This is a genomic window from Vibrio sp. 10N.261.51.F11, from assembly GCF_041471665.1.
Classification (GTDB): Bacteria; Pseudomonadota; Gammaproteobacteria; order Enterobacterales; family Vibrionaceae; genus Vibrio; species Vibrio crassostreae_C.
In genome coordinates this window covers 58,375-83,929 of the sequence record NZ_JBFROW010000034.1, presented here as the reverse complement: position 1 = coordinate 83,929, position 25,555 = coordinate 58,375, and the positions used below count along the sequence as shown (strand labels likewise).

The following is a 25,555-nucleotide window of genomic DNA, read 5'->3' as shown; positions in this document are numbered from 1 at the left end:
TGGCTCAACAGTGTTAATGTACGTATTTTTTCTACTAAAAAGGTAGGTATGTCATGGCAGAGCAATTTGCTAAAGCTTGGGAAGATTTTGCTGCAGGTGAGTGGCAAAGCGAAGTAAACGTTCGTGATTTCATTCAAAAGAACTACACGCCGTATGAAGGCGACGAGTCTTTCCTAGTTTCTGAGGGTACTGAAGCAACTAACAAGCTTTGGTCTTCGGTAATGGAAGGTATCAAACAGGAAAACGCAACTAAAGCACCTGTAGATTTCGATACTTCTGTTATCTCTACCATTACTGCTCACGATGCAGGTTACATTGAGAAAGATCTTGAGACTATCGTTGGTCTACAAACTGAGAAGCCACTAAAACGTGCAATCATCCCTAACGGTGGTGTGCGTATGGTTGAAGGTTCTTGTAAAGCATACGGTGAAACTCTTGACCCAATGGTTTCAAAAATCTACTCAGAATACCGCAAAACACACAATGCTGGCGTTTTCGATATCTACACTCCTGATATCCTAAAATGTCGTAAGTCTGGTGTTCTGACTGGTCTTCCTGATGCTTACGGCCGTGGTCGTATCATTGGTGACTACCGTCGTGTTGCACTTTACGGTATTGATTTCCTAATGAAAGACAAAGCGGCTCAATTCGCTTCTCTACAAGAGCGTTTCGAGAACGGCGAAGATCTTTCTGCAACAATGCAATTGCGTGAAGAGATCTCTGAGCAACATCGTGCTCTAGGTCAAATCAAGCAAATGGCTGAGAAATACGGTTTCGATATCTCTGAGCCAGCTCAAACAGCTCAAGAAGCTATCCAGTGGACTTACTTCGGCTACCTAGCTGCTGTTAAATCTCAAAACGGTGCTGCAATGTCTCTAGGTCGTACTTCGACTTTCCTAGACATCTACATCGAGCGTGATATCGCTGCTGGCAAGATCACTGAAGAACAAGCACAAGAAATGATCGACCACTTCGTAATGAAACTGCGTATGGTTCGTTTCCTACGTACTCCTGAGTACGATGAGCTGTTCTCTGGCGACCCAATCTGGGCAACAGAGTCTATGGGTGGTATGGGTATCGACGGTCGTACGCTAGTAACGCGTTCGAACTTCCGTTTCCTAAACTCTCTATACACTATGGGTCCTTCTCCAGAGCCAAACATCACTGTTCTTTGGTCTGAGCAACTACCTGACGGCTTCAAGCGTTTCTGTGCGAAGGTATCTATCGATACTTCTTCTATCCAGTACGAAAATGATGACCTAATGCGTCCTGACCTAGAGTCTGATGATTACGCTATCGCTTGTTGTGTATCTCCAATGATCGTTGGTAAGCAAATGCAGTTCTTCGGTGCTCGTGCTAACCTTGCGAAAACAATGCTTTACGCAATCAACGGCGGTGTGGACGAGAAACTTAAGATGCAAGTTGGTCCTGTTTCAGACAAGATCACTGACGAAGTTCTTAACTACGATGACGTAATGGGTCGCCTAGACACATTCATGGACTGGTTAGCTAAGCAATACGTGACTGCACTAAACAGCATTCACTACATGCACGACAAGTACAGCTACGAAGCGTCTCTAATGGCTCTTCATGACCGTGACGTTCGTCGTACTATGGCTTGTGGTATCGCTGGTCTATCTGTTGCAGCTGACTCACTATCTGCAATCAAGTTCGCGACTGTTAAACCAATCCGTGACGAAGATGGCATCGCAACTGACTTCGAAATCGAAGGCGATTACCCTAAATACGGTAACAACGACTCTCGTGTAGATGATATTGCTTGTGAACTAGTTTCTACGTTCATGAACAAGATCCGTAAGCTTAAGACTTACCGTAACTCTATCCCTACACAGTCAGTTCTTACTATCACGTCTAACGTTGTATACGGTAAGAAAACTGGTAACACTCCAGACGGTCGTCGTGCTGGCGCTCCTTTCGCTCCTGGTGCAAACCCAATGCACGGTCGTGATGAGAAAGGTGCTGTAGCATCACTAACGTCTGTAGGTAAACTACCGTTTGCTGACGCACAAGATGGTATCTCTTACACGTTCTCTATCGTGCCAAACGCACTAGGTAAAGAACAAGACAGCCAACGTGCTAACCTTGCAGGCCTAATGGATGGTTACTTCCACCACGAAGCTGGCATTGAAGGTGGTCAACACCTTAACGTTAACGTTCTTAACCGCGAAACTCTTGAAGACGCAGTTAAGCACCCTGAGAAATACCCTCAGCTAACAATCCGTGTATCTGGTTACGCTGTTCGCTTTAACTCTCTAACTGCAGAGCAACAAGCTGACGTAATCGCACGTACATTTACTGAGTCTCTATAAGCTCACGCTCAATAGACAGTAAATAATATTAGCCTCGCCAATGTGCGGGGCTTTTTTATATCTGAAATAAATCGCACTACACTCACCTATCCCGCGAAATGTTAGGTTGAGCAAAAAAGCACCCTGCCATTCACTTTTTTTCCACAAATTCTGTCAAATTACGGTAATATCGCGGTTCATAATTTAAGAGTAACTGCTCCATGAAATACCTGCGTTGTTTACCCCTGATTCTTCTCTCTTTCTCATCTTTAGCCTCTGAGCGTTCTACGTTAACTTTTGCTTTAGATAATGATGGTATTTTTGGTGTCGACCAAGACTATACCAACGGCTTATTTCTGGGTTACACATCATCAAGTATTACGCCATATAACTGGGTAAAACCATTGAGTCTTTCCTACTGGGGCGCAAGCTCTCTAGACAAGTGGGAAATCACCATTGGCCACAAGATGTATACGCCTTCTGACATTGAGTTAGAAACGCCATCGCCTAATGATCGCCCATACGCAGGTTACCTTCACACTGAATTCAATTACATCAGCTTAAACCCACAGCAAGCCCAGCGTTTTAATATCACGTTTGGTACTACGGGCGAACGTGCACTGTCTGAAGATGCTCAAAAGCTGGTTCACTCAATCACTAAGTCGGATGAGCCGATGGGTTGGGAATACCAAGTCGATGATGAATGGGCGGGAAGCGTTGGTTACCTAAGCCATTTCAACCTAATGCGTAATCAAGCTCTTGCGAATACTGACTACGAAATCTCTAACGTTTCTGAAATCAACGTCGGTAACTTTAGAAGTGACATTTCAACGGGCTTCATGTTTCGTTGGGGTACAGACTTAGGCGGTAACTTTGGTGCAGCTAACATCACCACAGAAAACCCATTCAAACCGGGCATGATCGGCGCATCAAACGCTGGTTGGTTTACCTATGCAGGCCTCGAAGGTCGCTACCGATTCAACGACCTGACTATCGAAGGCGATCGCTCAGGTGTTGATGAGTACGCTAATAAAAACAACGAAGATCCAGCGATCTACGATGTGACTTTAGAGAACATTCAAGCAACTGCTGTATTGGGTGTCGCTTGGTATAACCGATACGTTGGTGCCTCTTTCGCGCTAACCGCAAAAACACCGGATTACGAAGAAGCGAAAGAGTCAGTGTACACCACTGGCGGTATCACAATGTTTGCTTTCTTCTAGCCACCAGTAAGGGCTTTCGTCCTTTACTTTTCAAGTTTAATAAAGGCAATCATCTTCACAGGTGGTTGCCTTTATTTTTAAAGGTCTCGTTACCATTTGACCCTATTTTATGTACCGTTTTTGTAATAAAATAAACGGTATAAATTCCTCTACGAGAATAGCTCATGTCTACAACTGGTCGCATTCACTCATTCGAATCTTGTGGTACTGTCGATGGCCCTGGTATCCGCTTTATTGTGTTTCTTCAAGGCTGCTTAATGCGTTGTATGTACTGTCATAACCGTGATACATGGGATCTTCATGACGGAAAGGAAGTAACGGTCGAAGAGATCATCAACGAAGCAAAATCATACCGTCATTTCATGAAAGCATCGGGCGGTGGTATCACCTGTTCTGGTGGTGAAGCGATGCTACAACCTGAGTTTGTTCGTGATTTTTTCCGCGCAGCTCAAGCTGAAGGCATCCACACTTGTCTTGATACTAATGGCTACATTCGTAAGCACACTGAAGTGGTTGACGAAGTACTAGAAGCCTCTGATCTAGTGATGCTCGATCTTAAGCACATGCGAGATGAGATTCACCACGATTTCATTGGTGTATCAAACAGACGTACTCTGGATTTTGCGCGCTACCTACACAAAATCGGTAAGAAGACGTGGATTCGTTATGTGATTGTCCCTGGCTACACGGACACGCCTGAAGATGCTCATCTGCTAGGTGAATTCATCAAAGACATGGATAACATCGAGAAAGTAGAGCTGCTTCCATACCATAAGCTGGGTGCACATAAGTGGGAAGCACTTGGTTTTGACTACCCTCTTGAAGGTACAAATCCGCCAAGCAAAGAGAAAATGGATGAGATTGTTGCTGTTCTTAGCCAGTATCATTCAAACGTAAAATACTAATACTGCAGACGATGCTCAACCTCTATTTTAAACGCCTCAATTTCGATTGGGGCGTTTTCTTTTCTAGCGCTAACTATCCTTTCACTTTTCTTTACAACTTTTGTTTATCAATTAAAAAAATCATATTAAATCCGTGTTGAGATCATGTTTCCACGCGTAGGAATGCTGTTACTCTTACTGCAACAAAAGAATATAACATTTAGTTTTTTAGTGAGGCTCATCCCATGGAAATGACCAATGCTCAGCGTCTAATTCTATCAAATCAATACTACCTAATGTCTCAAATGAACCCTGAGAACTCGGCGAAATACCAGCGTCTACAAACGATTGTAGAACGTGGTTACGAACTCCAAATGCGTGAACTTAACAAAGAGTTTGGTTGTTTGACTGAAGCAGAATGTCGCGAAATTATCGACATCATGGAGATGTACCATGCAATGCAAGAGTCGAACAAAATGCTTGCAGAACAAGAGCGTGCTGAAGTAGACCAACGTCGCCTGCAGTTCTTAGGTTTTGATATCGCTTCTGAAGCGCAGATCGTACACTACGTGCGTTTCCTTGTTGATTCTGAAGGTCTTTACCCTCAATTCGACAAAGCCGATCACCACTTCAATAGCCAGATGCCAATGCTAGAGAAGTACCGTCGCATGCTAACAACATGGCGCAACTGCCCTCGTCAGTACCACCTATGTGCGACAGAGCTATCTCAAATCTTTAGCGCTTAATTCGTTAATAGATCAGCGATAACTTTTAAAAAGTTTCAAGAAAAAGGGTTACTCATCATGAGTAACCCTTTTTTTAATGTTCGCACACAAAGAGAAAAACCAAAGCAACTAGAAAACGTAAGCAACACCAACGTTCGCGGCCATGTTGATACCACTTTCAAGTATTGGGCTATTCTCTATATCACCTTCAAGGTTGGTATAACGAACGCCACCAGTTACTCGAACATTTGGCGTAACATGCAGATAGCCACTATTTTGAACCCATTATTCTTCACTACATCTACCTATTTATTGAGCAATTTTTGATAACTTCGCGCATTATATGGTACTCCATTCCAAAAATCAATAGAGCCCAGTTATACATCTAATGCACATAAATCCATTTTGAGTATTGTTAAGCGACCTAAAATCTCAAAACAAACGGCCAGATCCCCTCGAATGTAAAATAATTTGATTCTACGCGCCTCAAGTTGCCTATTGCGCTCGCCACGTTTTTCACACGCAAAATTGTAAATAAATACATAATTGTTAAGCAAAATTGTGGAAGCGGGTCTAACCTTAAAATGTAGGGAGAGCCTATTTTTCAATCGCTCGTCAGTTTTGACTGGTTAACAAGGGGAATGTGACTATGAGTATCTTTGACCACTATCAATCACGTTATGAAGCAGCCAAGGAAGAAGAGCTGACATTGCAGGAGTTCTTAGGGCTGTGTAAAGACGATAAAAGTGCTTACGCTAATGCTGCCGAGCGCTTATTACTAGCCATTGGCGAACCAGAGGTTATTGACACTGCTCAAGACCCTCAACTGAGTCGTATTTTCTCGAACCGTGTCATCTCACGCTACAGCGAATTTAAAGATTTCTACGGTATGGAAGATGCGATTGAACAGATTGTTTCTTACTTAAAACATGCTGCGCAAGGTTTAGAAGAACGTAAACAAATCCTTTACCTACTTGGCCCTGTGGGCGGTGGTAAATCTTCTCTCGCTGAAAAACTCAAAGCCCTGATGCAGAAACTACCAATCTATATATTGTCTGCTGACGGTGAACGAAGCCCAGTAAACGATCACCCATTCTGTCTATTCGACGTTAACGAAGACGGCGACTTATTGAAGAACGAATATGGCATTGAGAAACGCTATCTTCGCTCAATTATGTCTCCGTGGGCAGCGAAACGTCTACACGATTTTGGCGGTGATATTTCCAAATTCAAAGTCATCAAACTGCGCCCTTCTATTCTCGATCAAGTTGCGATCGCGAAAACGGAGCCAGGTGATGAAAACAACCAAGATATCTCGTCTCTGGTTGGTAAAGTTGATATTCGTAAACTTGAACACTTCTCTCAAGATGATCCTGATGCCTACAGCTACTCTGGTGCGCTTTGTAAAGCCAACCAAGGTGTGATGGAATTCGTGGAGATGTTCAAAGCGCCAATCAAAGTATTACACCCTCTACTTACGGCAACACAAGAAGGTAACTTCAACGGTACCGAAGGGCTTTCTGCACTGCCATTTGACGGTATGATTCTCGCTCACTCGAACGAATCTGAGTGGCAGACCTTCCGTAACAACAAAAACAACGAAGCATTCCTCGACCGTGTGTACATTGTAAAAGTCCCTTACTGTCTGCGTGTGTCTGAAGAAGTTAAGATCTACAAGAAACTGCTTGAGCACAGTGAGCTATCCCAAGCGCCTTGCTCACCAAGCACACTCGATCTGCTATCGCAATTCAGCATTCTTTCGAGACTAAAAGAGCCTGAAAACTCATCTCTATTCTCTAAGATGCGTGTTTACGATGGTGAGACTCTAAAAGACACCGATCCAAAAGCGAAGAGCTACCAAGAGTACCGAGATTATGCTGGCGTTGACGAAGGCATGTCTGGGCTATCAACGCGTTTCGCCTTTAAGATCCTGTCTCGTGTGTTTAACTTCGACCAAGCCGAAGTGGCCGCGAACCCAGTGCACCTGTTCTACGTTATTGAGCAGCAAATCGAACGGGAGCAGTTCCCTCAAGAGACCGCCGAGAAGTACCTAGAGTTCTTGAAAGGATACCTAGTGCCACGCTACGTAGAGTTCATCGGTAAAGAAATTCAAACCGCTTATCTAGAGTCTTACTCTGAGTACGGTCAGAATATCTTCGACCGCTATGTCACCTACGCAGATTTCTGGATTCAAGACCAAGAGTACCGCGACCCAGAAACAGGCCAACTATTTGACCGTGCTTCTCTGAATGGTGAACTAGAGAAAATCGAGAAGACAGCCGGTATCAGTAACCCTAAAGACTTCCGAAATGAGATTGTGAACTTTGTGCTTCGTGCCAAAGCCAACAATAACGGTCAAAACCCAGTGTGGACGAGCTACGAGAAACTGCGCACTGTGATTGAGAAGAAAATGTTCTCTAACACAGAAGAGCTACTTCCTGTTATTTCGTTCAATGCTAAGACCTCAACGGATGATCAGAAAAAACATGACGACTTCGTTGCTCGTATGATGGAAAAAGGCTACACCGAGAAGCAAGTGAGACTGCTATCTGAGTGGTACCTAAGAGTTCGTAAATCCTCATAACCAAACCGTACTGAGCTGCTCAAGTGAGCAGCTCGTACAAACCAATAACTTTATACCCTAATAAACGAATAGCTCTAGTAAACCAATAACTCTTACAACCTATAAAAAGTAGGATCGCGACATCAGCTGAGAGGGAGTTCTTATGGCACAATTTATCGATCGGAGGCTCAATGGCAAAAATAAGAGTGCTGTGAATAGACAGCGTTTCTTACGACGCCATAAAGAGCAAATCAAAGAATCTGTGGCCGATGCAGTTAACCGACGCTCAATCACCAATACAGAAACAGGTGAAGACGTCACTATTCCCCATAAAGACATCAAAGAGCCGAACTTTCACCAAGGTCAAGGCGGCGTAAGAGAGCGCGTTCACCCAGGTAATGATCAGTTCATCACTGGCGATAAAATCGAACGCCCTAAAGGTGGTGGTCAAGGTGGTGGCGAAGGCCAAGGCGACGCAAGCCCTGATGGCGAAGGCCAAGATGAATTTACCTTCCAAATTTCAAAAGATGAGTATCTTGATATTCTCTTTGAAGATTTAGCTCTACCTAATCTAGAGAAAAATCAGGTCAACAAAATCACCGAATGGAAAACTCACCGCTCTGGTTACCAAAGCGCGGGGATTCCATCCAACATCGCTATCGTTCGTTCACTACAGCAATCTCTGGCTCGTAGAACCGCGATGACAGCAGGTAAAAAGCGCGAGCTTAACCTACTGATGGAACAGCTTGACCAAGTTAAAATGACGGAGCCGGCACAACCTTTTGAGGAAGGTCGCCTCAAAGAAGAGATTGCCGAGTTACGTAAAAAGATTGAAAGCGTGCCGTTCATTGACACCTTCGACTTACGTTTTAAAAACTACGAGAAGCGCCCTATTCCATCTAGCCAAGCCGTGATGTTCTGTCTAATGGATGTATCGGGCTCTATGGATCAGGCCACAAAAGATATTGCGAAGCGCTTTTATGTTCTTCTGTATCTGTTCTTAAATCGCACCTACGAAAACGTCGATGTTGTGTTTATTCGTCACCATACTCAGGCTAAAGAGGTCGACGAACATGAGTTCTTCTACTCACAAGAGACGGGCGGCACCATCGTTTCTAGCGCATTGAAATTAATGAAAGAAATTGTCGCAGACCGTTACCCAGCTAATGAGTGGAATATCTATGCGGCACAAGCATCTGATGGTGATAACTGGGCTGACGACTCGCCTCGTTGTAAAGAGCTGTTGGTCAACACGCTTCTGCCAACTTGTCAGTATTACTCTTATATCGAAATTACACGCCGCTCTCATCAAACACTTTGGCACGAATACGAAAAACTCGAGAGTAGCTTTGACAACTTCGCCATGAAAAACATTAAAACGGTGGATGATATTTTTCCTGTGTTTAGAGAACTGTTCCAGAAAGAGACAGCGTAAGGGAGTTTGCCATGACAGCGAAATCAAACGTTGCAGAGAAAAACAAAGCTGCAAAAAAGAAAAACGACAAGATGCTGCCTGATGGTCCAGATTGGACGTTCAACCTCTTGGAGAAATACCACGTAGAAATCAAACGTGTTGCGCAGCATTACCGTTTAGATACTTACCCAAACCAGATTGAAGTGATTACTTCAGAACAGATGATGGATGCCTACTCGAGCATTGGTATGCCTATCAATTACAACCACTGGTCTTTTGGTAAGAAATTCATTCAAACCGAGCAAAACTACAAGCATGGCCAAATGGGCTTGGCATACGAAATCGTAATCAACTCCGATCCTTGTATCGCTTACCTGATGGAAGAGAACACGGTCACAATGCAGGCGCTGGTAATGGCTCACGCTTGTTATGGCCACAACTCTTTCTTTAAAGGCAACTACCTGTTCCAAACATGGACTGATGCCAGTTCCATCATCGATTACTTGTTGTTTGCTAAGAAGTACATCAGTGGTTGTGAAGAGAAATATGGTGTTGCTGAAGTCGAGCAGCTCCTTGATTCTTGTCACGCACTGATGAATTACGGCGTAGACCGATACAAACGCCCTGAGAAGATTTCCATTGCAGAAGAGACAGCAAGACAAGAAGAACGCGAAGCTTATCTGCAATCTCAAGTGAATGAGCTATGGCGAACCGTTCCTCAAAATAAAAGTAAGGAAGAAGAGACCAAGATCCGCTTTCCTAGCGAGCCTCAAGAAAACATTCTCTACTTTATCGAGAAGAACGCACCACTGCTTGAACCTTGGCAACGAGAGTGTGTTCGCATCGTTCGCAAAGTGAGCCAATACTTCTACCCTCAAAAACAAACTCAAGTGATGAACGAAGGCTGGGCAACCTTCTGGCATTACACCATTCTTAACCACCTTTACGACGAAGGCTTGGTGAGTGATAAGTTCATCTTAGAATTCCTACACAGCCATACCAGTGTCGTCGCACAACCTGCCTACAACAGTCCTTATTTCAGCGGGATAAACCCTTATGCGCTTGGCTTTGCGATGTTTAGAGACATCCGACGCATCTGTGAAGAGCCAACCGATGAAGATAGAGAGTGGTTCCCTGAGTTAGCCGGAAGTGATTGGTTAGAAGCGGTGCACTTTGCGATGCACAACTTCAAAGATGAAAGTTTCATCAGCCAATACCTTTCTCCAAAAATCATTCGAGACTTTAAGCTGTTCTCTGTACTCGACGACGACCGTAAAAATACCATTGAGGTGAGTGCTATTCATGATGATCCGGGCTATCGCCTGATTCGTGAGAAGCTTGCGGCGCAATACAACCTAAGTAACCTTGAACCAAACATTCAGGTGTTTAATGTCGATGTTCGTGGTGACCGCTCAATGACACTGCAATATGTGCCTCACGACCGCATCCCGCTTGATAAAGGCTACGACGAAGTGATGAAGCATCTCTATCGCTTGTGGGGCTTTGATGTGATTTTGGAAGAGCTCAAAGACACGGGTCATCGAGAAATCCTGACGACTTGTCCGAAACGCAATGACTATGGAGCCAAGATTTAATACCCATCATAGTAAGTAGATTATGGGTATAAAACTCCGCTCCCCCTACAACATAGTGGTCACCCGCTCGGAAGTGGAGCAATAAAAAAGCGCATAAGTCTGATGACTTATGCGCTTTCTTTTTAAGGCTCGAACTAAATAAGCTTAAACAATCGGCTTTTGACCGCGTTCAATCAGCTTCATCAACACGCTGTCTGCAGATTTACCTGCCACGCCCGCTAGTTTGTCTGACAGCTTTTTCTTCTGTACGTAGTGGATCGCTAGAACCGTTTTGTCCTTACATGCCGCTACGACTAAGTCATCAGAAGTGCTGATCTCATCCACCAGTCCAAGTTCATGTGCTTGTGTACCAAACCAGTGTTCACCCGTTGCTACTTTTTCAAGATCTAACGCAGGACGATGGTCACGGATGAAGTCTTTGAATAGGCCATGTGTCTCTTCTAGCTCTTCTTTAAACTTCTCACGTGCTTTATCGCTGTTCTCACCAAACATAGTAAGCGTGCGTTTGTACTCACCCGCCGTTAGCTGCTCGAACTCAATATCGTGCTTTTTAAGTAGTTTGTTGAAGTTTGGCAGTTGAGCAATCACGCCAATAGAGCCAACAATAGCAAACGGTGCAGATACAATTTTGTCTGCGATACATGCCATCATGTAACCGCCGCTTGCCGCCACTTTGTCTACCGAGATAGTCAGAGGCAAACCTGCCGCTTTGATACGATCAAGTTGAGAAGACGCTAAACCATAGCCGTGAACCATGCCACCGCCAGACTCAAGTTTCAGCAATACTTCATCACCTTCACGAGCCACAGCCAGAACCGCCGTTACCTCTTCACGTAATGAAGCCACTTCTTTCGCATCAATGCTGCCGTTAAAATCAAGAACGAATAGATGTGGTTCACGCTTACTATCAAGCTCACCCTCTTTCGCTGCTTTCTTCACTTCTTTACCGCGTGATTTTACTTTCTCTTTTTCCGCTTTCTTTTCTGCTTTATCACGGGCTTTGATGAAAGCATCATCATGTAGATGGTGCTCTAGTTGTTCAATCGTCTGTTTATGATGTTCAGATAGGTTCGTGATTTCCAGCTCACCTTTAATCGCGCTTGATTTCCCACCTACAGATTTAGCAATCACTAAAATTGCGATGATGGCGATTACAACGGTCGCAATCTTGGCTAAAAACAAGCCGTAGTCCAACAAAAATTCCAATGTCATATCCCCTATTGTATGAATTAGTGTATTGTAACCATCTTGTCACGATTACCAAGAATTTCTCATCATTCCTGCGGTTATCTGTGTGATTAAACATCAATGGAATGACGAACATAATAAAAGAAAGAAGGATAAGCACAGTGGATCACCCAATCTCTACAGATGCCCTCAAAGATAAAGTAATTTTGGTTACAGGTGCCGGTGCTGGCATTGGTCGCCAAGCAGCACTAAGCTTCGCTCAACATGGTGCAACTGTCATTCTGTTAGGCCGCAATGTTAAAAACCTTGAATTCATTTACGATGAAATCGAAAGCGCTGGTTACCCACAACCTGCGATTATCCCATTGGATTTAAAAGGTGCGACAAAGCAGAACTACGTTGATATGGCTGAAACCATTCAATCACAGTTCGGTCGTTTAGACGGTCTACTGCATAATGCTGGCGTTCTTGGCACTCTAAGCCCGTTTGAGCAGATTGATGAAGAAACCTTTGATGATGTTATGCAGATCAATGTGAAATCTGAGTTCTTGATGACTCAAGCTCTGCTACCTGCACTTAAAAAAGCAGAAGCGGGTCGCATCGTATTTACCTCTTCAACGGTTGGTCACTCTGGCCGCGCATTCTGGGGCACTTACGCGATTTCTAAGTTTGCTACCGAAGGTATGATGCAAATCTTAGCGGACGAGCTTGAAGACACGAACATCCGTGTTAACGCAATCAACCCGGGCGGCACTCAAACACGCATGCGTGCAAAAGCGTACCCAGGAGAAGATGCGAATAAGCTAAAAACGCCACTCGACATCATCCCACTGTACCTACATTTAATGAACCCAAGCGTGACAGATATTAATGGCCAATGTATCGATGCTCAACCTAAGTAACTGATATCATTAACCAACAGTAAAAAGTCGCTTCCATAGCGACTTTTTTTGTATCTAAATCAACCATCTAATACTTACTGCCGCTAATTTTCATCATTTCTCTTTGCATCTTTTTCATTGTTAAATATACTGTATAGATATACAGGTATTTAATTATGCATGAACTAATAAAAAACTTACAAGACCGCCAGCTAATCTGGAAAGGGTTACAATCAACAACGCAAGGAAGTACCACTTCAACAGGCTATCCTCAACTGGATAAACAGCTTGATGGCGGCTTCCCGACGCACGGCGTTATTGAAGTTGAATCACAACAAGGGATCGGCGAGCTTCGCCTCCTTACGCCCTATTTATCTCAACAAAACTCGCAAAAACTGGCCATATTCATTAATCCGCCAGGGAAGATCTGTGCCGAGTTTTTTAACGGCCAAGGCATTGAATTAGAGAATATTCTTGTTATCCAGCCTCAACGCGATCTCGATGCGTTGTGGGCGGCTGAGCAGTGCCTCAAAAGCGGTGCTTGTCACTCTGTATTGCTATGGGGAGCCGATCTAGAAATACACCAAACCAAGCGCTTACAAGCAGCAAGCGAAACCGGTAAGTGCCTGCAGTTTCACTTTAAAGCCACCAGCCATAATCAACTATCCCTACCCGTTTCTTTAAGCATGAAGCTGTCTTCTCACGCCCAAGGATTGAAGGTAGAGGTAACAAAAAGAAAAGGCAGTTGGTCGTATGGCGGCTTTATTCTAGACATGACACACAACTGGCCGTTACTCACAGAGAACGTCATTCATGAAGACAATTTAGATCGTGCTTTGTCAGGTAACACTGTGCTGGCTTTTCCTATTGCGAAGCAAGGCTAGCGTATGTTGTGGCTTTATCTGCACTTTCCGTCCCTGCAGTTGGATACCTTGTTTAACTCTAATGAATTGGGTTCGAGCGAAGACTCACGCGAACAACCTATTATCATCGTGGATGAAAAAGATCACCGTGTACTGCAAGCGAACCCAGCTGCGCTGCAATCGGGAATTTCACTTGGTATGGGCTTAGGGTCTGCGGCGGCGCTGTGTCACAACTTACACGTACACCCTTACAGTATTGAACTGGAGAAAAGTAAGCTCAAAGAGATCGCTCAATGGGCGTATCTGGTCACTTCCGACATGGCGTTATTGCCACCTAATGGCTTGTTGATTAAAGCCTCTAACATGCTGTCACTTTACGACGGGCTAGATAACTACTGGCATGAGCTCAAAAGCCACTTAAAAACGCTCAATATCCAGTTCAGCTTCGCTACGGGTTATTCGCCGCTTTCTGCGATCCTTTTGGGTAAGCAAGCGATCAACCAAGCAACAAACAATATTGAGCAGATGAAAATTTGGGTCAATCAACAAGCATTGAATTCCAGTGAGCTACCGACCAAGCAAGTAGAACGCCTGAACCGTGTCGGTATCAATACCGTTGAAGACCTATTAAAGCTGCCTTTGCAAGAGGTCGCACGCCGCTTTGATATCGACTTGGTGAATTATGTCGGTCGCCTTAACGGCCAGTTCAAGCACCCGATTGATTTCTATCACCCACCAGAGAATTTCCAGCAATATTTGGAGCTGTTGTTTGATATTGAAAACATCCTGTTCATCGAAAAGCCGTTGCTGAAATTACTGAATCAACTCGAGTGTTTTTTGAAGCTGCGCGACCGAGTGGCTTTCGAGTTAACTCTGACTTTGCACCTAAGAGATAAAGACGATCACCCTGTCTCTTTTTATTCGGCACAAGGTGATTACCTTGCTGAAAAATGGGCGAACCTTACTCATCTCACCTTAGAGTCACTAAAGCTCACAGCACCGGTTCAGGGGCTAACTCTCAGCTTGATTCGTCATGGAGAACCCCAAATGGCCTACCATGATCTTTTTGATGGTAATACCGGAACACTTGCCGCGTTAGATTTGCTCTCACTACTGCAAGCAAAGCTTGGGCAAGCCTGCATTCAAACACCGAAAATACAGCACGACCCAAGGCCAGAAAAGGCCAATCAGTATTCGCTCCCAACACTGAGTAAGTCTGTAGCAAAAAAGCAAACACCCCCAGGGATCGAGCAACAAACCATAGCTCTCAGCGTCAATCAACAACGACTCCGGCCCAGTATTTTACTGCCAGAGCCCGAAGCCTTAACCGAAAGCGTCACCTTATCTCAAGGCCCAGAGCGCATTGTCTCTGGCTGGTGGGACGGAGAGAAGGTCATTCGTGACTACTTTATTGCTCACAGCGAAAACGGTCGGTGGCTCTGGATATTTAAAACGCCAGATAAACAGTGGTTTTTGCACGGCTTATTTAGCTAGTCGGTAAGAACGTAAGTCAGCAAGAAACTTTGTTAGCTCCTCCGTTCTACTTATTCAATTTCAGCGTCCCTTTTCAATCATGTTCACTCGCAATGGTTAAGTGAGATTACGTTATGTCTCAGCAATACTCAGAGCTTTTCTGTCAAAGTAATTACTCCTTTCTAGAGGGAGCTTCGCATGCGGAAGAGCTTGTTTTACAGGCCGACTTCTTACGTTACAAAGCACTCGCGGTTACTGATGAGTGCTCAGTCGCGGGCATCGTTAAGGTTCACTCTGCAATCAAGCAACATAAACTGTCACTCAAGCAAATTGTCGGGAGCATGTTTTGGTTAAATGAAGAGTGCCAAGTGATCTTGATATGCCCAAACAGACAAGCCTACGCCGAGCTGTGCCGTATAATTACCAACGCGAGACGTCGTAGCAGTAAGGGACATTATCAGCTCTCTGAGTGGGATATCATGTCGGCTAAGCACTGCTTTATTCTTTGGCTTCCTCAACAGAAAAATGAAGACGCGCATTGGGGGAAATGGCTCTCCCAGCACCATTCAGGTCGGCTTTGGATCGGCTTACAAAGACACCTAAAGCAAACCGACCAGCAGTACACAGATTACTGCGTTGAGCTGTCACAACATCATCAACTGCCGATAACAGCTTGTGGTGGCGTGCTAATGCACAATGCTAACCGCTTACCCTTACAGCACTCACTCACTGCGATAAAGTACCAAAAGCCCATTACCGAAGTGGGCAGTCACTTACTGGCGAATGCCGAGCGCTGTTTACGCAGCATCAATAAGCTCTCTCATATATTCAAAGCTGAGTGGCTGGAAGAGAGCAACCGAATTTCTGAGCTGTGTGAATTTGATTTAGGTAGCCTACGTTACGAATACCCAAGTGAACTGATTCCTCAAGGTGAGACACCCATGAGTTATCTACGTATGTTGGTCGAGAAAGGAAAAAAGGCTCGCTTTCCACAAGGTGTCCCTAATGACATTCAACAAATCATAGATAAAGAGCTGGGGCTGATTGGCGAGCTCGACTACCCTTTCTTTTTTCTCACGATTCACGACATCGTGATGTTTGCTAAAAGCCAAGGCATTCTTTACCAAGGTCGAGGTTCAGCTGCCAATTCCGTGGTGTGTTATTGCTTAGAAATCACCTCAGTCGACCCAAGGCAGATTTCAGTGCTATTTGAACGTTTCATCAGTAAAGAACGTGATGAGCCGCCCGATATTGATGTCGATTTTGAACACGAACGCCGTGAAGAAGTTATTCAATACATCTATCAAAAATACGGTAGAGAAAGGGCTGCACTTGCCGCAACGGTCATTTCTTATCGCTTTAAAAGCGCGGTAAGGGATGTAGGAAAAGCATTAGGGCTACAAGAAACTCAGCTCGACTACTTCATCAAGAACACCAATCGCAGGGACAAAAGCTTAGGTTGGCAGGCTCAGCTCACTCAATTAGGGCTACAACCTGATTCTTTGAAGGGGCAGCAGTTTATCCACTTGGTTAATGAGATTATCGGCTTCCCACGTCACTTATCTCAACATGTCGGTGGCTTTGTCATATCCTCAGGGCCTTTGTATGAGCTGGTTCCCGTCGAAAATGCAGCGATGCACGATCGAACCATTATCCAATGGGATAAGGATGATCTAGAAACCTTAGGCTTGCTGAAAGTTGATGTGCTCGCGTTGGGTATGCTCTCTGCGATTCGTAAATGTTTCGACCTGATCAAACGTATTCACGGGCGATCACTGACCATTGCTGAGATCACTCGCCTTAAGGACGATCCTCAGGTTTACGGCATGATTCAGCGAGCAGACACAGTCGGGATATTCCAAATTGAGTCACGCGCACAAATGAGCATGCTGCCAAGGCTTAAACCGAAGACTTATTACGACTTGGTGATTCAAATCGCTATCGTACGCCCAGGCCCTATTCAGGGTGATATGGTGCATCCGTTTCTCAAGCGTCGAGATGGCATTGAGCCAATCAGTTATCCATCTAAAGACGTGGAATCAGTACTGTCGCGCACCTTAGGTGTACCGATATTCCAAGAGCAAGTGATCAAACTCGCGATGGTCGCTGCAGGGTTCACAGGCGGAGAAGCAGATCAACTCAGACGGGCAATGGCCGCTTGGAAGAAAAATGGCAACGTCTTTAAGTTTAAAAACAAACTCATCGAAGGAATGCAAAAGCGCGGCTATGAGACAGAGTTTGCTGAGCAGATCTTTAAACAGATATGCGGCTTTGGCGAGTACGGTTTTCCTGAAAGCCACTCCGCTTCGTTTGCGGTGTTAGCGTATTGCTCCGCTTGGTTGAAATGCTACTACCCAGAGTGCTTCTACGCTTCTCTGTTGAATAGCCAACCGATGGGGTTTTATAGCCCTTCACAGTTAGTACAAGACGCACAACGACACAATGTGGTGATACTTCCGGTATGTGTGAACGCTTCTCAAAACGACCACACGGTTGCCCCTCATCAGAATGGTCTAGCGATTCGCTTAGGGCTGCGACAAATCAAAGGATTCAGCGAGCATGGAATTCAAAGCGTGCTCGCCAATCGTCCACCATCCGGTTATCGCCACCCTAGTCAGGTGAAACAGTTATCGATGAATAAGAAAGATATCGAGCTACTGGCATCGGCCAATGCGCTACATAACGTTTCTGGAGACCGCTTCCAGACTCGCTGGGCGATCATGGACTCGGCGTCGGATTTACCTCTGTTTAGCCAAGCCTATGACGATGCTGAGGCAGGACATGACGAACATGTACTGCACAAGCCCAATGAGATGCAAGATCTACTCGAAGACTTCACCAGTGTCGGAATTTCATTGAACAAGCACCCCATCACTTTACTCGAAGAAGCAGGACGATTAGGTCGATTCACACACATGAAAGATTTAATACAGCAAAGACACAAATCTATGGTCACCGTTGTCGGATTAGTCACAGGTAAACAATCTCCCGGCACCGCGGCAGGTGTCACCTTTGTTACGCTGGAAGATAGCACTGGCAATATTAATGTCGTGGTATGGGGAGCAACCGCACGCGCTCAACAGCAAGCTTATCTCACAGCCAAGGCGTTAAAAGTACAAGGGATATTAGAAAAAGAAGGTGAAGTCGTGCATGTTATCGCGGGAAAACTTATCGATATTACCGATGAAATTGTTGGCTTGAAAACCAAATCTCGGGATTTTCATTAGCGAAGTACCAACTGTTCTCAATCGATCATTGGCTAAAGAAAAGAGAGAAAGAAAAACGAAAAAGGGAAGCATCCGCTTCCCTTCAATTCCAGTTGTTGAGTTATGACTCAACTTCAGCTTCCGTACGTCTTTTCTTAAATTCCCTATACAGTAATAAGCTCAAAGTCATGACGACTTTAGACGTTAACCATATCATTAAGAGGAACTACCTTAGATTGTGTGTGAAAAATCACGCTAGTAGTTAAGCATATTTCGTTAAGAAAAATATGCTACGTGAATATTAGCAAGCGTTTTCTATAAGATCACTCAAAACAAACCGTACAGCAGCATTAATTATAAAATCTGACGCATTCGCTCTTGAGTCACTTCAACCAAGAGGTCTGGCTGGAACTTAGAAATAAAGCGGTTACACCCTACTTTCTCAACCATAGCTTCATTAAAACTTCCACTTAATGAAGTATTTAGCGTGATGAATAGGTCATGCATTCTTGGGTCAGTACGTACTTCGTGTGTCAGCTTGTAGCCGTCCATTTCAGGCATTTCAGCATCGGTGATCATCAACAATATTTCTTGATTGATGTCTTTGCCTTCATCACACCAGCCCTTAAGTAAGGTCAGTGCTTCTAAGCCATCACAACACTCAATAATGTTCAAACCCAACTGCGACAAGGTGCCTTTGATCTGGTTACGCGCTGTTGAAGAGTCATCAACGATAAGCACATTGCGTCCTATCATCTCCTGAGCTAATTGTTCATCTAAAACGCCTTCAGAGATCGAGACATCGTAATCAATGATCTCAGCCAACACTTTCTCAACATCGATGATCTCGACGATCTTGTGCTGCTCTTCTTCTTGAATATGCGTAATAGCGGTTAGGTAGTTTGCACGGCCTGTTGTCTTTGGCGGCGGCTGGATTTCTGTCCATGTCGTGTTCACGATATTACGAACTTGCCCAACCAAGAAACCTTGTACGGTTCGGTTGTATTCCGTAATAATCAGGTTGCTCTCTTGAGACTCCGCACGAGATGGCGGAAAGCCAATGGCACTGCGTAAATCGATAACAGGCACCGATTCACCACGTAAAGACGCAACACCCGTAATATGATGATGAGAGCCCGGTAAGCGAGTGAGTACTGGCACTTTGAGGACTTCTTTCACTTTAAATACGTTAATCGCAAATAGTTGACGACTATTTAAGCTGAATAACAAGAGTTCCAGACGGTTTTCACCGACCAGTTTGGTTCTCTGATCAACCGAATTTAAAACGCCAGACATACAACACCTTAGTGACAAATAATAACTGTGGCTACAATAGCCTACTTCAATAGGTTAAAGCAAAGCGCCAATGCACAGAATGCTTAAACTAAGTACAACAAATGATGTTATACAAAGCTTAAGTACATGGAAAGGTTCAAGGTAAGGCTACAAGACGAGAAAAAGGGGTCAACCTTCAATAACTTTCATTAACAGTTGGCCATCGTATAAGGCCTGCTTGATGAGCGCAGCACCTGGCATGGTTGCCTGCTTATAAAAACGAGATTCCACCAGCTCTAAGTCTTTATGGTAAACCGATAGACTCTGCTCTTCGATACACTTTTGAATCGCCGGGTATAACACGCTCTTCGCCTGATTGATAACACCACCCACCAAGATTTTCTCTGGGTTGAACAGGTTAATCACAATCGCAATCGCAGAACCTAGATAACGGCCTAACTGTTCAATCACTTCGACAGCCAGCGGATCCCCATTAGCAGCGGCAGCACAGATCTGTTCAATAGTGACGTCTTCAAACACCGTTAGCGTTGATTCTTCACCATTTACCAATCGCTCTTTGACTTGCTCACGGATTGCCTGAGAACTCGCCACCGTTTCTAAACAGCCTCGATTACCACAGTGGCAAAGCTTGCCTTCCTTGTCGATCTGGATATGCCCCAACTCACCGATGTTACCGTGACGTCCTTGCAGAACGCGACCATCAAGAATGATCCCGGCACCTAAACCGTGGTGAATCGAGATAAGAACAGAGTTGTCGTTGTCTTGTGAGTTACCAAACAGCTTTTCTGCTAATGCCCACGCTCGGGTATCATTGGCAATAAAAACTGGCAAACCGGTTTCTTTGTAGATCTCCGGCCCCAACGCTAAGTTTTCAACGTTATAGTGCGGCATCTGCAACACAATACCTTGCTCTGAATTCACCAGACCTGGCAGTGTGATAGCGATACTCGTCACCCTGTCGAGTTGCTCGGCATAGGTTTGGAAGAACTCATCGATTTCATGGAGAAGACGCGCAAGCACATCGTCTTGATCACGTTCATGGATATCAATCTTGGTATCGATAAGCACGTCGCCGCCCAATTCATGGAGCGCGATCGTCAAGTATCCGCGACCAAGACGCATCGACAAAAATTGCCAACCTTCGTTATTGGTTTGCAGACCGACAGCAGGACGCCCACGAGTCGTGGCTTCTTGAACCGTCGTTTCGTGAATAAGGTGAGCTTCAATGAGTTCACGGGTAATTTTAGTAATACTCGCCGGAGCCAACTCACTTTGCTTGGACAGATCGATACGAGAAATAGGACCTTTAAGGTCAATTAGTTTATATACACGACCAGCATTGACCTGTTTGATATGATCAATATGGCCCGGTTGAGCCATGTACATTTTACGCTCCAGAAATCATCAACGAGGTAATTTTTTTACTTTGCGAAGTAATTGTGAAGTCACTTGGTATATCGCCGTGACCAGTATCACGTATATACATGAATCTTTGTGTATCGAGTCAAATAGTTCGAGGGAAATTAACACCCACATCGATAATTTGCGACTTAATTTTCAGAATAAAACATCGCGTTTGAGCCCTGAATTCAATAATTAAAGGCAAATCAAGAAATATCCTCCTAGCTCCCAATAAATTATCAATTAATGCATATACTTAATTCAGTCTTTTAAAAGATTACTTGGCCTCACTCTAGGAGTATTCATGACAGCCGAATTAAGAAAAACGAAAATCGTCACAACGCTAGGCCCTTCTACTGATAAAGGTAACGTGCTTGAAGAGATCATCAAAGCCGGTGCCAATATAGTCCGTATGAACTTCTCTCACGGCACCAGCGACGACCATATACAACGCGCAGAAAAAGTCAGAGCAATAGCAAAAAGACACGGTACTCAAATCGCCATTCTCGGAGACTTACAAGGTCCCAAGATTCGTGTGTCGACATTCAAAGATGGCAAAATCCAACTTGCCGTAGGCGACCTGTTCACTCTCGATAGCAGCCTAGGTTTAGGTGAAGGCAATCAAGAAGCCGTTGGCCTTGATTACAAAGAACTGCCTAACGACGTATCCGCCGGCGATATACTGTTGCTTGACGATGGTCGTGTTCAACTCAAAGTAACCAAAGTGGAAGGCTGTCGCGTTCATACCGAAGTCATCATTGGCGGCCCACTCTCAAATAACAAAGGCATCAACAAAAAAGGGGGTGGCCTTTCCGCAGAAGCGCTAACAGAAAAAGACAAGCGCGACATCGTCACCGCCGCACAAATCAAAGTGGATTACCTAGCGGTGTCTTTCCCTCGTAATGGTGAAGACATGCACTATGCTCGTCAGCTTGCACGAGAAGCCGGCTTAGAAGCTCACCTCGTCGCAAAAGTGGAGCGAGCAGAGACAGTAGCTACAGTTGAGAACATGGATGACATCATAATGGCCTCAGATGTGGTCATGGTGGCTCGTGGTGACCTCGGAGTGGAAATTGGCGACCCTGAGTTAGTCGGAGTACAAAAACAGCTTATACGCCGTGCCAGAGCGCTTAACCGAACTGTCATCACCGCAACTCAGATGATGGAATCAATGATTTCTGCGCCAATGCCAACCCGTGCCGAAGTTATGGATGTTGCCAACGCCGTACTCGATGGCACCGATGCTGTGATGCTGTCTGGTGAAACTGCAGCTGGTGACTACCCAGTCGAGACCGTAAAATCGATGGCTGAAGTCTGTATTGGTGCGGAAAAAATGGCAGGCATTAATAACCAATCCAATTACCGTATTGACCGCACCTTTGTTACTGCCGAAGAAACCGTTTCGATGGCGACCATCTACTCTGCAAACCATATGGAAGGCATTAAAGGCGTTGTCACTCTAACCGAGTCGGGCCGCACTGCACTGATGATGTCTCGCCTAAGTGCTGACATGCCTATTTACGCGCTGTCTCGTAACGAAGGAACGCTTAATCGCTGTACCTTGTACCGAGGTGTAACACCTATCTACTTCGAGACAGAAGCCAAAGACAGCTTTGATATTGCACTATCAACGTTAGATTGCCTGAAAGAAGAAGGATACCTTAAGTTTGGCGACCTAGTGATCGTCACCCAAGGAGACATTATGGATGTAGCAGGGTCAACCAACTGTATGAGAATCTTGCCTGTCACCTAATATTTGACCTTAAGGCGAAACGATTCGCCTAATCTCAAAAACTTAAAAGGGTTATCGAACCAAGTTCAATAACCCTTTTTCATTTCAGAACACGACTCACTACAATCTGCTTAAACAGCATAACGAGCTCACAGCATGCTAGCTCATCAACTTCGGGAATTAGTTACCCGCAGCAATGGTGGCTAACTGTGGCATATGCGAGTTGCGAGCGTTTTCCGTTGAGGTATAGGTCTCCACAAATCGGTAACCGGCTTCTAAACCCAATTCGTAATCATGCAGTAAATCATCTTTATGACTCATTAATGAGCTCGATTTAAGCGTTTGACTAGGTGCTATCTGAACCACAAACGCGTCGTCTGGTGGCGAATTCAAAAAATCCTGAGTCAATGAGTAGGTCTGATAATGCACCATCAGCATGTCAGCCAAGCCTGAATCAAACTTATCGCCAATCAAATGACTTAAGCGATAAATATCATCTGCACCAAATAGCCAGCGACCACCGTTCAGCAGGTCTAAATGCCCACGGTCACGCTTCTGCTCTTTTGAGCGCATAATTTGTTGTTGGAAGAAAGAGGTCCAATCGGTTTTCCACTGCTCCACTTTCTGTTGCCAATGACCTTGAACACTGTCGAAAGATTCGCGAAACCACTCCAGTTCTTCGGCAGAGATTGGTTTAGGCGCTTTGACTGAAGATCCCTTAACTGGTGCTTCAACCAATTGGGTATTACCTTCCTCAACCACTGGCTCAGTACGAATCACTACAATAGAACGGGCTTGTCTTCGCCACGCTTCCTGAACTGGGATACACGCCGATACACCACCGTCCACATAAGCACTGTCACCAATAAAGACTTCATCATTGTACAAACGAGGAATGGCGCAGGTCGCAATCATCACCTTGTACCAATCTTCACCCAATAATGGGAAGTAGTGGTCTCGTAAGTCTTTGGAATCCGTTACAGCCGCATAGAAGTGGCGATCGCCTAGCGTTTGCCGCCCTAAATCCAGATCGAGCTTATATGGGTAAGCCATAATTTGTTCTAGTGCCCATTCTAATCCTAGGTTCTTTCTGTGTCGTATATAGGAAAAGAGATTGAAGAACTCTGGTGAGGTTGTGAGGTCGAGAACAAAAGAACGGCCAAGGCCTTTATCACGGCACAGATAAGCGCATAAGTTGAGAGCACCTGCTGAGGTACCAAAAAATTCGTCGAAGGGGTCAAAATTTGAGAGAAGAAAGGCATCCAGCACTCCAGAAGTAAAAATACTTCTCTGTCCGCCACCTTGAGCGACTAGTGCTGTTTTTCCAGCAATAAACTTAGCGTAATAATCCAAGTCTATTGCTGTATCAATATTGGTTATAATCCCACTATTCATTATTCCCTGAGTATCAAAACTCAGCCTCGCAATAGATGGTATTAACTACCAATCGCAATAAAGCCAAATGAAAGAATGATCATGTAGATAAACACGGTAATTTGTAGGGCATTTTTCAGATTATGGTCCATAGACACCTCTGGTTTATTATTAATTTGTCGAGTCTCTATTTAAGTACTATCAGGTGTGTGAAGTATCTTCAAGAATCGTCGAAATTAGTCGCACAATATTGATGTAACCATCACAATTAGTAAGTGTATGGATAAGGATATACTCATGAATAACAAAGCAAATATGATGGCACTGATTACGCTTCTCTCCGTTTCAAGCGCGTATGCTTCGCCGGAGATCATCATTACACCTATGGTAGGTTATACCGGCGGTGGCAGTGTCGAAGACCAGGACGGTAAAACCTATGACATGAAAGGCTCTGAAAATTACACCTTTGCCATTGAAACGCCACTTGAAAAAGGACGCATCGGCTTCTTCTACTCCAATCAGAGCTCGGAATTAGAAACGCTTAACCTAAGCTCCTCCATCCAATACCTGCACCTTCAAAGCAGCATCTACTACCCTGCTTCGCCTGTGTTGTCGGGTTATCTAGGGCTAGGCCTGGGTGCTTCTTACGTCGATGTAGACTGGGCAAAAGATAAGTATGGATTCTCAACTTCTATCTTTGGTGGCTTAGAGTACAAATTTAGTGACCGACTAGCGTTGAACACACAAGTACGTTGGTTAGGCACGGTTGTCGACAACGATACCTCCGGTGTTTGTAATATCCCAAATAACGGGCAAGAGTGCATCATTCGCTTTGATACCGACTGGATGAACCAATTCCAAGCCAATGTCGGACTGAGTTTTACTTTCTAAGCGGCTCAATGAAGCAAAAATATAAGATCGGCCCAAACTAAAAAACCAGCTAAATGCTGGTTTTTTCATTATTAAAACGGTTTTAGTTCAGGTTAGAACTTATAGGTAACACCTAAAGCGCCGCCCACTTGCAACTCAACACCTTTATACATATCGAGTTCAGGGTGAACTTGAGCGTAAGCATTCCAACCTTCGTAGAAATTCACTTTCACGCCTAACGGCAAGCGTAAGCCAAAGTCGTCATTCCATTCAGCCCAAGCACCAGCACCGACGTACCAGCTCAACGGAGCTTCAGTCTCGAACTGACCACGCTTCAAAATGTAATCAAAGGCAGCGCCGTCATTGCCAATCGTAGCACGGTATTTCTGATCAAATTCCACAACGACACTCAGGTCTTGGTCAATGGCGAGTCCCACTTCCAAAGCTGGAGCTTCAGAAGCTTGAGCAAACGAGGCTCCGCTGCAGCACATAAGGCCGATCAAGTAACGATGTTTCATAATATTCTCAGACTGTATTTAAAAAACGGAAGTCTACTGG

19 protein-coding genes and 1 pseudogene are annotated in these 25,555 nt (G+C 44.7%); 13 read left to right on the top strand and 7 right to left on the bottom strand.

What is annotated here, in order from left to right; genetic code table 11:
• The first annotated feature begins 53 nt into the window (after positions 1–53).
• The 4 genes from pflB to AB4351_RS11900 all read left to right on the top strand — a co-directional run bounded on the left by pflB (position 54) and on the right by AB4351_RS11900 (position 5,162).
• On the top strand, positions 54–2,330 hold the full coding sequence (pflB, locus tag AB4351_RS11915) for a formate C-acetyltransferase (RefSeq protein ID WP_102427865.1): 2,277 nt from the start codon (positions 54–56) through the stop codon (positions 2,328–2,330).
• A gap of 200 nt (positions 2,331–2,530) precedes the next feature.
• Positions 2,531–3,532 (top strand): lipid A deacylase LpxR family protein, encoded by a 1,002-nt coding sequence (locus tag AB4351_RS11910; RefSeq protein ID WP_017062129.1) that lies wholly within the window; start codon positions 2,531–2,533, stop codon positions 3,530–3,532.
• A gap of 164 nt (positions 3,533–3,696) precedes the next feature.
• Entirely contained in the window at positions 3,697–4,437 is a 741-nt protein-coding gene (pflA, locus tag AB4351_RS11905) for a pyruvate formate lyase 1-activating protein (protein WP_010437353.1), read from the top strand.
• Positions 4,438–4,661: 224 nt separating this feature from the next.
• Positions 4,662–5,162, top strand: coding sequence for a YfbU family protein (locus tag AB4351_RS11900; protein ID WP_017070032.1), 501 nt, complete (start codon positions 4,662–4,664; stop codon positions 5,160–5,162).
• 108 nt (positions 5,163–5,270) lie between these two features.
• Here AB4351_RS11900 and AB4351_RS11895 read toward each other — a convergent pair.
• Positions 5,271–5,411: pseudogene (locus AB4351_RS11895) on the bottom strand (MipA/OmpV family protein); the annotation flags it as partial.
• A gap of 379 nt (positions 5,412–5,790) precedes the next feature.
• Here AB4351_RS11895 and AB4351_RS11890 point away from each other — a divergent pair.
• From AB4351_RS11890 to AB4351_RS11880, 3 genes are all read left to right on the top strand, one after another.
• Positions 5,791–7,725, top strand: a complete 1,935-nt coding sequence (locus AB4351_RS11890; protein WP_372126104.1) for a PrkA family serine protein kinase — start codon at positions 5,791–5,793, stop codon at positions 7,723–7,725.
• Between the two features lie 142 nt (positions 7,726–7,867).
• On the top strand, positions 7,868–9,139 hold the full coding sequence (locus AB4351_RS11885) for a YeaH/YhbH family protein (RefSeq protein WP_372126103.1): 1,272 nt from the start codon (positions 7,868–7,870) through the stop codon (positions 9,137–9,139).
• 11 nt (positions 9,140–9,150) lie between these two features.
• Complete coding sequence (locus tag AB4351_RS11880) at positions 9,151–10,713, top strand: SpoVR family protein (protein WP_017062134.1); 1,563 nt, start codon at positions 9,151–9,153, stop codon at positions 10,711–10,713.
• Between the two features lie 144 nt (positions 10,714–10,857).
• Here AB4351_RS11880 and sohB read toward each other — a convergent pair whose 3' ends face one another.
• Positions 10,858–11,919, bottom strand: coding sequence for a protease SohB (gene sohB, locus AB4351_RS11875; protein WP_009849001.1), 1,062 nt, complete (start codon positions 11,917–11,919; stop codon positions 10,858–10,860).
• A gap of 107 nt (positions 11,920–12,026) precedes the next feature.
• Here sohB and AB4351_RS11870 point away from each other — a divergent pair, with 107 nt between their 5' ends.
• The 4 genes from AB4351_RS11870 to AB4351_RS11855 all read left to right on the top strand — a co-directional run bounded on the left by AB4351_RS11870 (position 12,027) and on the right by AB4351_RS11855 (position 18,345).
• Positions 12,027–12,803: a YciK family oxidoreductase gene (locus AB4351_RS11870; RefSeq protein WP_372126101.1), complete on the top strand. Its 777-nt coding sequence runs from the start codon at positions 12,027–12,029 to the stop codon at positions 12,801–12,803.
• Between the two features lie 155 nt (positions 12,804–12,958).
• Positions 12,959–13,666 carry a translesion DNA synthesis-associated protein ImuA gene (gene imuA, locus AB4351_RS11865; protein WP_102427867.1) on the top strand — a complete coding sequence of 236 codons (708 nt, stop codon included), beginning with the start codon at positions 12,959–12,961 and terminating at the stop codon, positions 13,664–13,666.
• Positions 13,667–13,669: 3 nt separating this feature from the next.
• A complete protein-coding gene (locus AB4351_RS11860) occupies positions 13,670–15,139 on the top strand; it encodes a DNA polymerase Y family protein (protein WP_372126099.1) in 1,470 nt (489 codons plus the stop codon).
• 113 nt (positions 15,140–15,252) lie between these two features.
• Positions 15,253–18,345 (top strand): error-prone DNA polymerase, encoded by a 3,093-nt coding sequence (locus tag AB4351_RS11855; protein WP_372126096.1) that lies wholly within the window; start codon positions 15,253–15,255, stop codon positions 18,343–18,345.
• 333 nt (positions 18,346–18,678) lie between these two features.
• On the opposite strand, the gene AB4351_RS11850 is transcribed toward AB4351_RS11855, so the two are convergent.
• Positions 18,679–19,620, bottom strand: coding sequence for a chemotaxis protein CheV (locus AB4351_RS11850; protein ID WP_017062139.1), 942 nt, complete (start codon positions 19,618–19,620; stop codon positions 18,679–18,681).
• 168 nt (positions 19,621–19,788) lie between these two features.
• Positions 19,789–21,006 (bottom strand): ROK family protein, encoded by a 1,218-nt coding sequence (locus tag AB4351_RS11845; RefSeq protein ID WP_017062140.1) that lies wholly within the window; start codon positions 21,004–21,006, stop codon positions 19,789–19,791.
• A 319-nt stretch (positions 21,007–21,325) separates the two neighbouring features.
• Here AB4351_RS11845 and pyk point away from each other — a divergent pair, with 319 nt between their 5' ends.
• On the top strand, positions 21,326–22,774 hold the full coding sequence (gene pyk / locus AB4351_RS11840) for a pyruvate kinase (protein ID WP_102321122.1): 1,449 nt from the start codon (positions 21,326–21,328) through the stop codon (positions 22,772–22,774).
• 159 nt (positions 22,775–22,933) lie between these two features.
• On the opposite strand, the gene AB4351_RS11835 is transcribed toward pyk, so the two are convergent.
• Together AB4351_RS11835 and AB4351_RS11830 are read right to left on the bottom strand one after the other, a co-directional pair.
• A complete protein-coding gene (locus tag AB4351_RS11835; RefSeq protein ID WP_372126093.1) occupies positions 22,934–24,148 on the bottom strand; it encodes a patatin family protein in 1,215 nt (404 codons plus the stop codon).
• A 41-nt stretch (positions 24,149–24,189) separates the two neighbouring features.
• Positions 24,190–24,279 (bottom strand): YnhF family membrane protein, encoded by a 90-nt coding sequence (locus tag AB4351_RS11830; RefSeq protein WP_100214626.1) that lies wholly within the window; start codon positions 24,277–24,279, stop codon positions 24,190–24,192.
• A gap of 145 nt (positions 24,280–24,424) precedes the next feature.
• Here AB4351_RS11830 and AB4351_RS11825 point away from each other — a divergent pair, with 145 nt between their 5' ends.
• Positions 24,425–25,018, top strand: a complete 594-nt coding sequence (locus AB4351_RS11825; RefSeq protein ID WP_017067207.1) for an outer membrane beta-barrel protein — start codon at positions 24,425–24,427, stop codon at positions 25,016–25,018.
• 92 nt (positions 25,019–25,110) lie between these two features.
• Here the strand turns inward: AB4351_RS11825 and AB4351_RS11820 are convergent, their stop codons facing one another.
• Positions 25,111–25,515, bottom strand: a complete 405-nt coding sequence (locus tag AB4351_RS11820) for a hypothetical protein (RefSeq protein ID WP_017062144.1) — start codon at positions 25,513–25,515, stop codon at positions 25,111–25,113.
• Positions 25,516–25,555 lie beyond the last annotated feature (40 nt).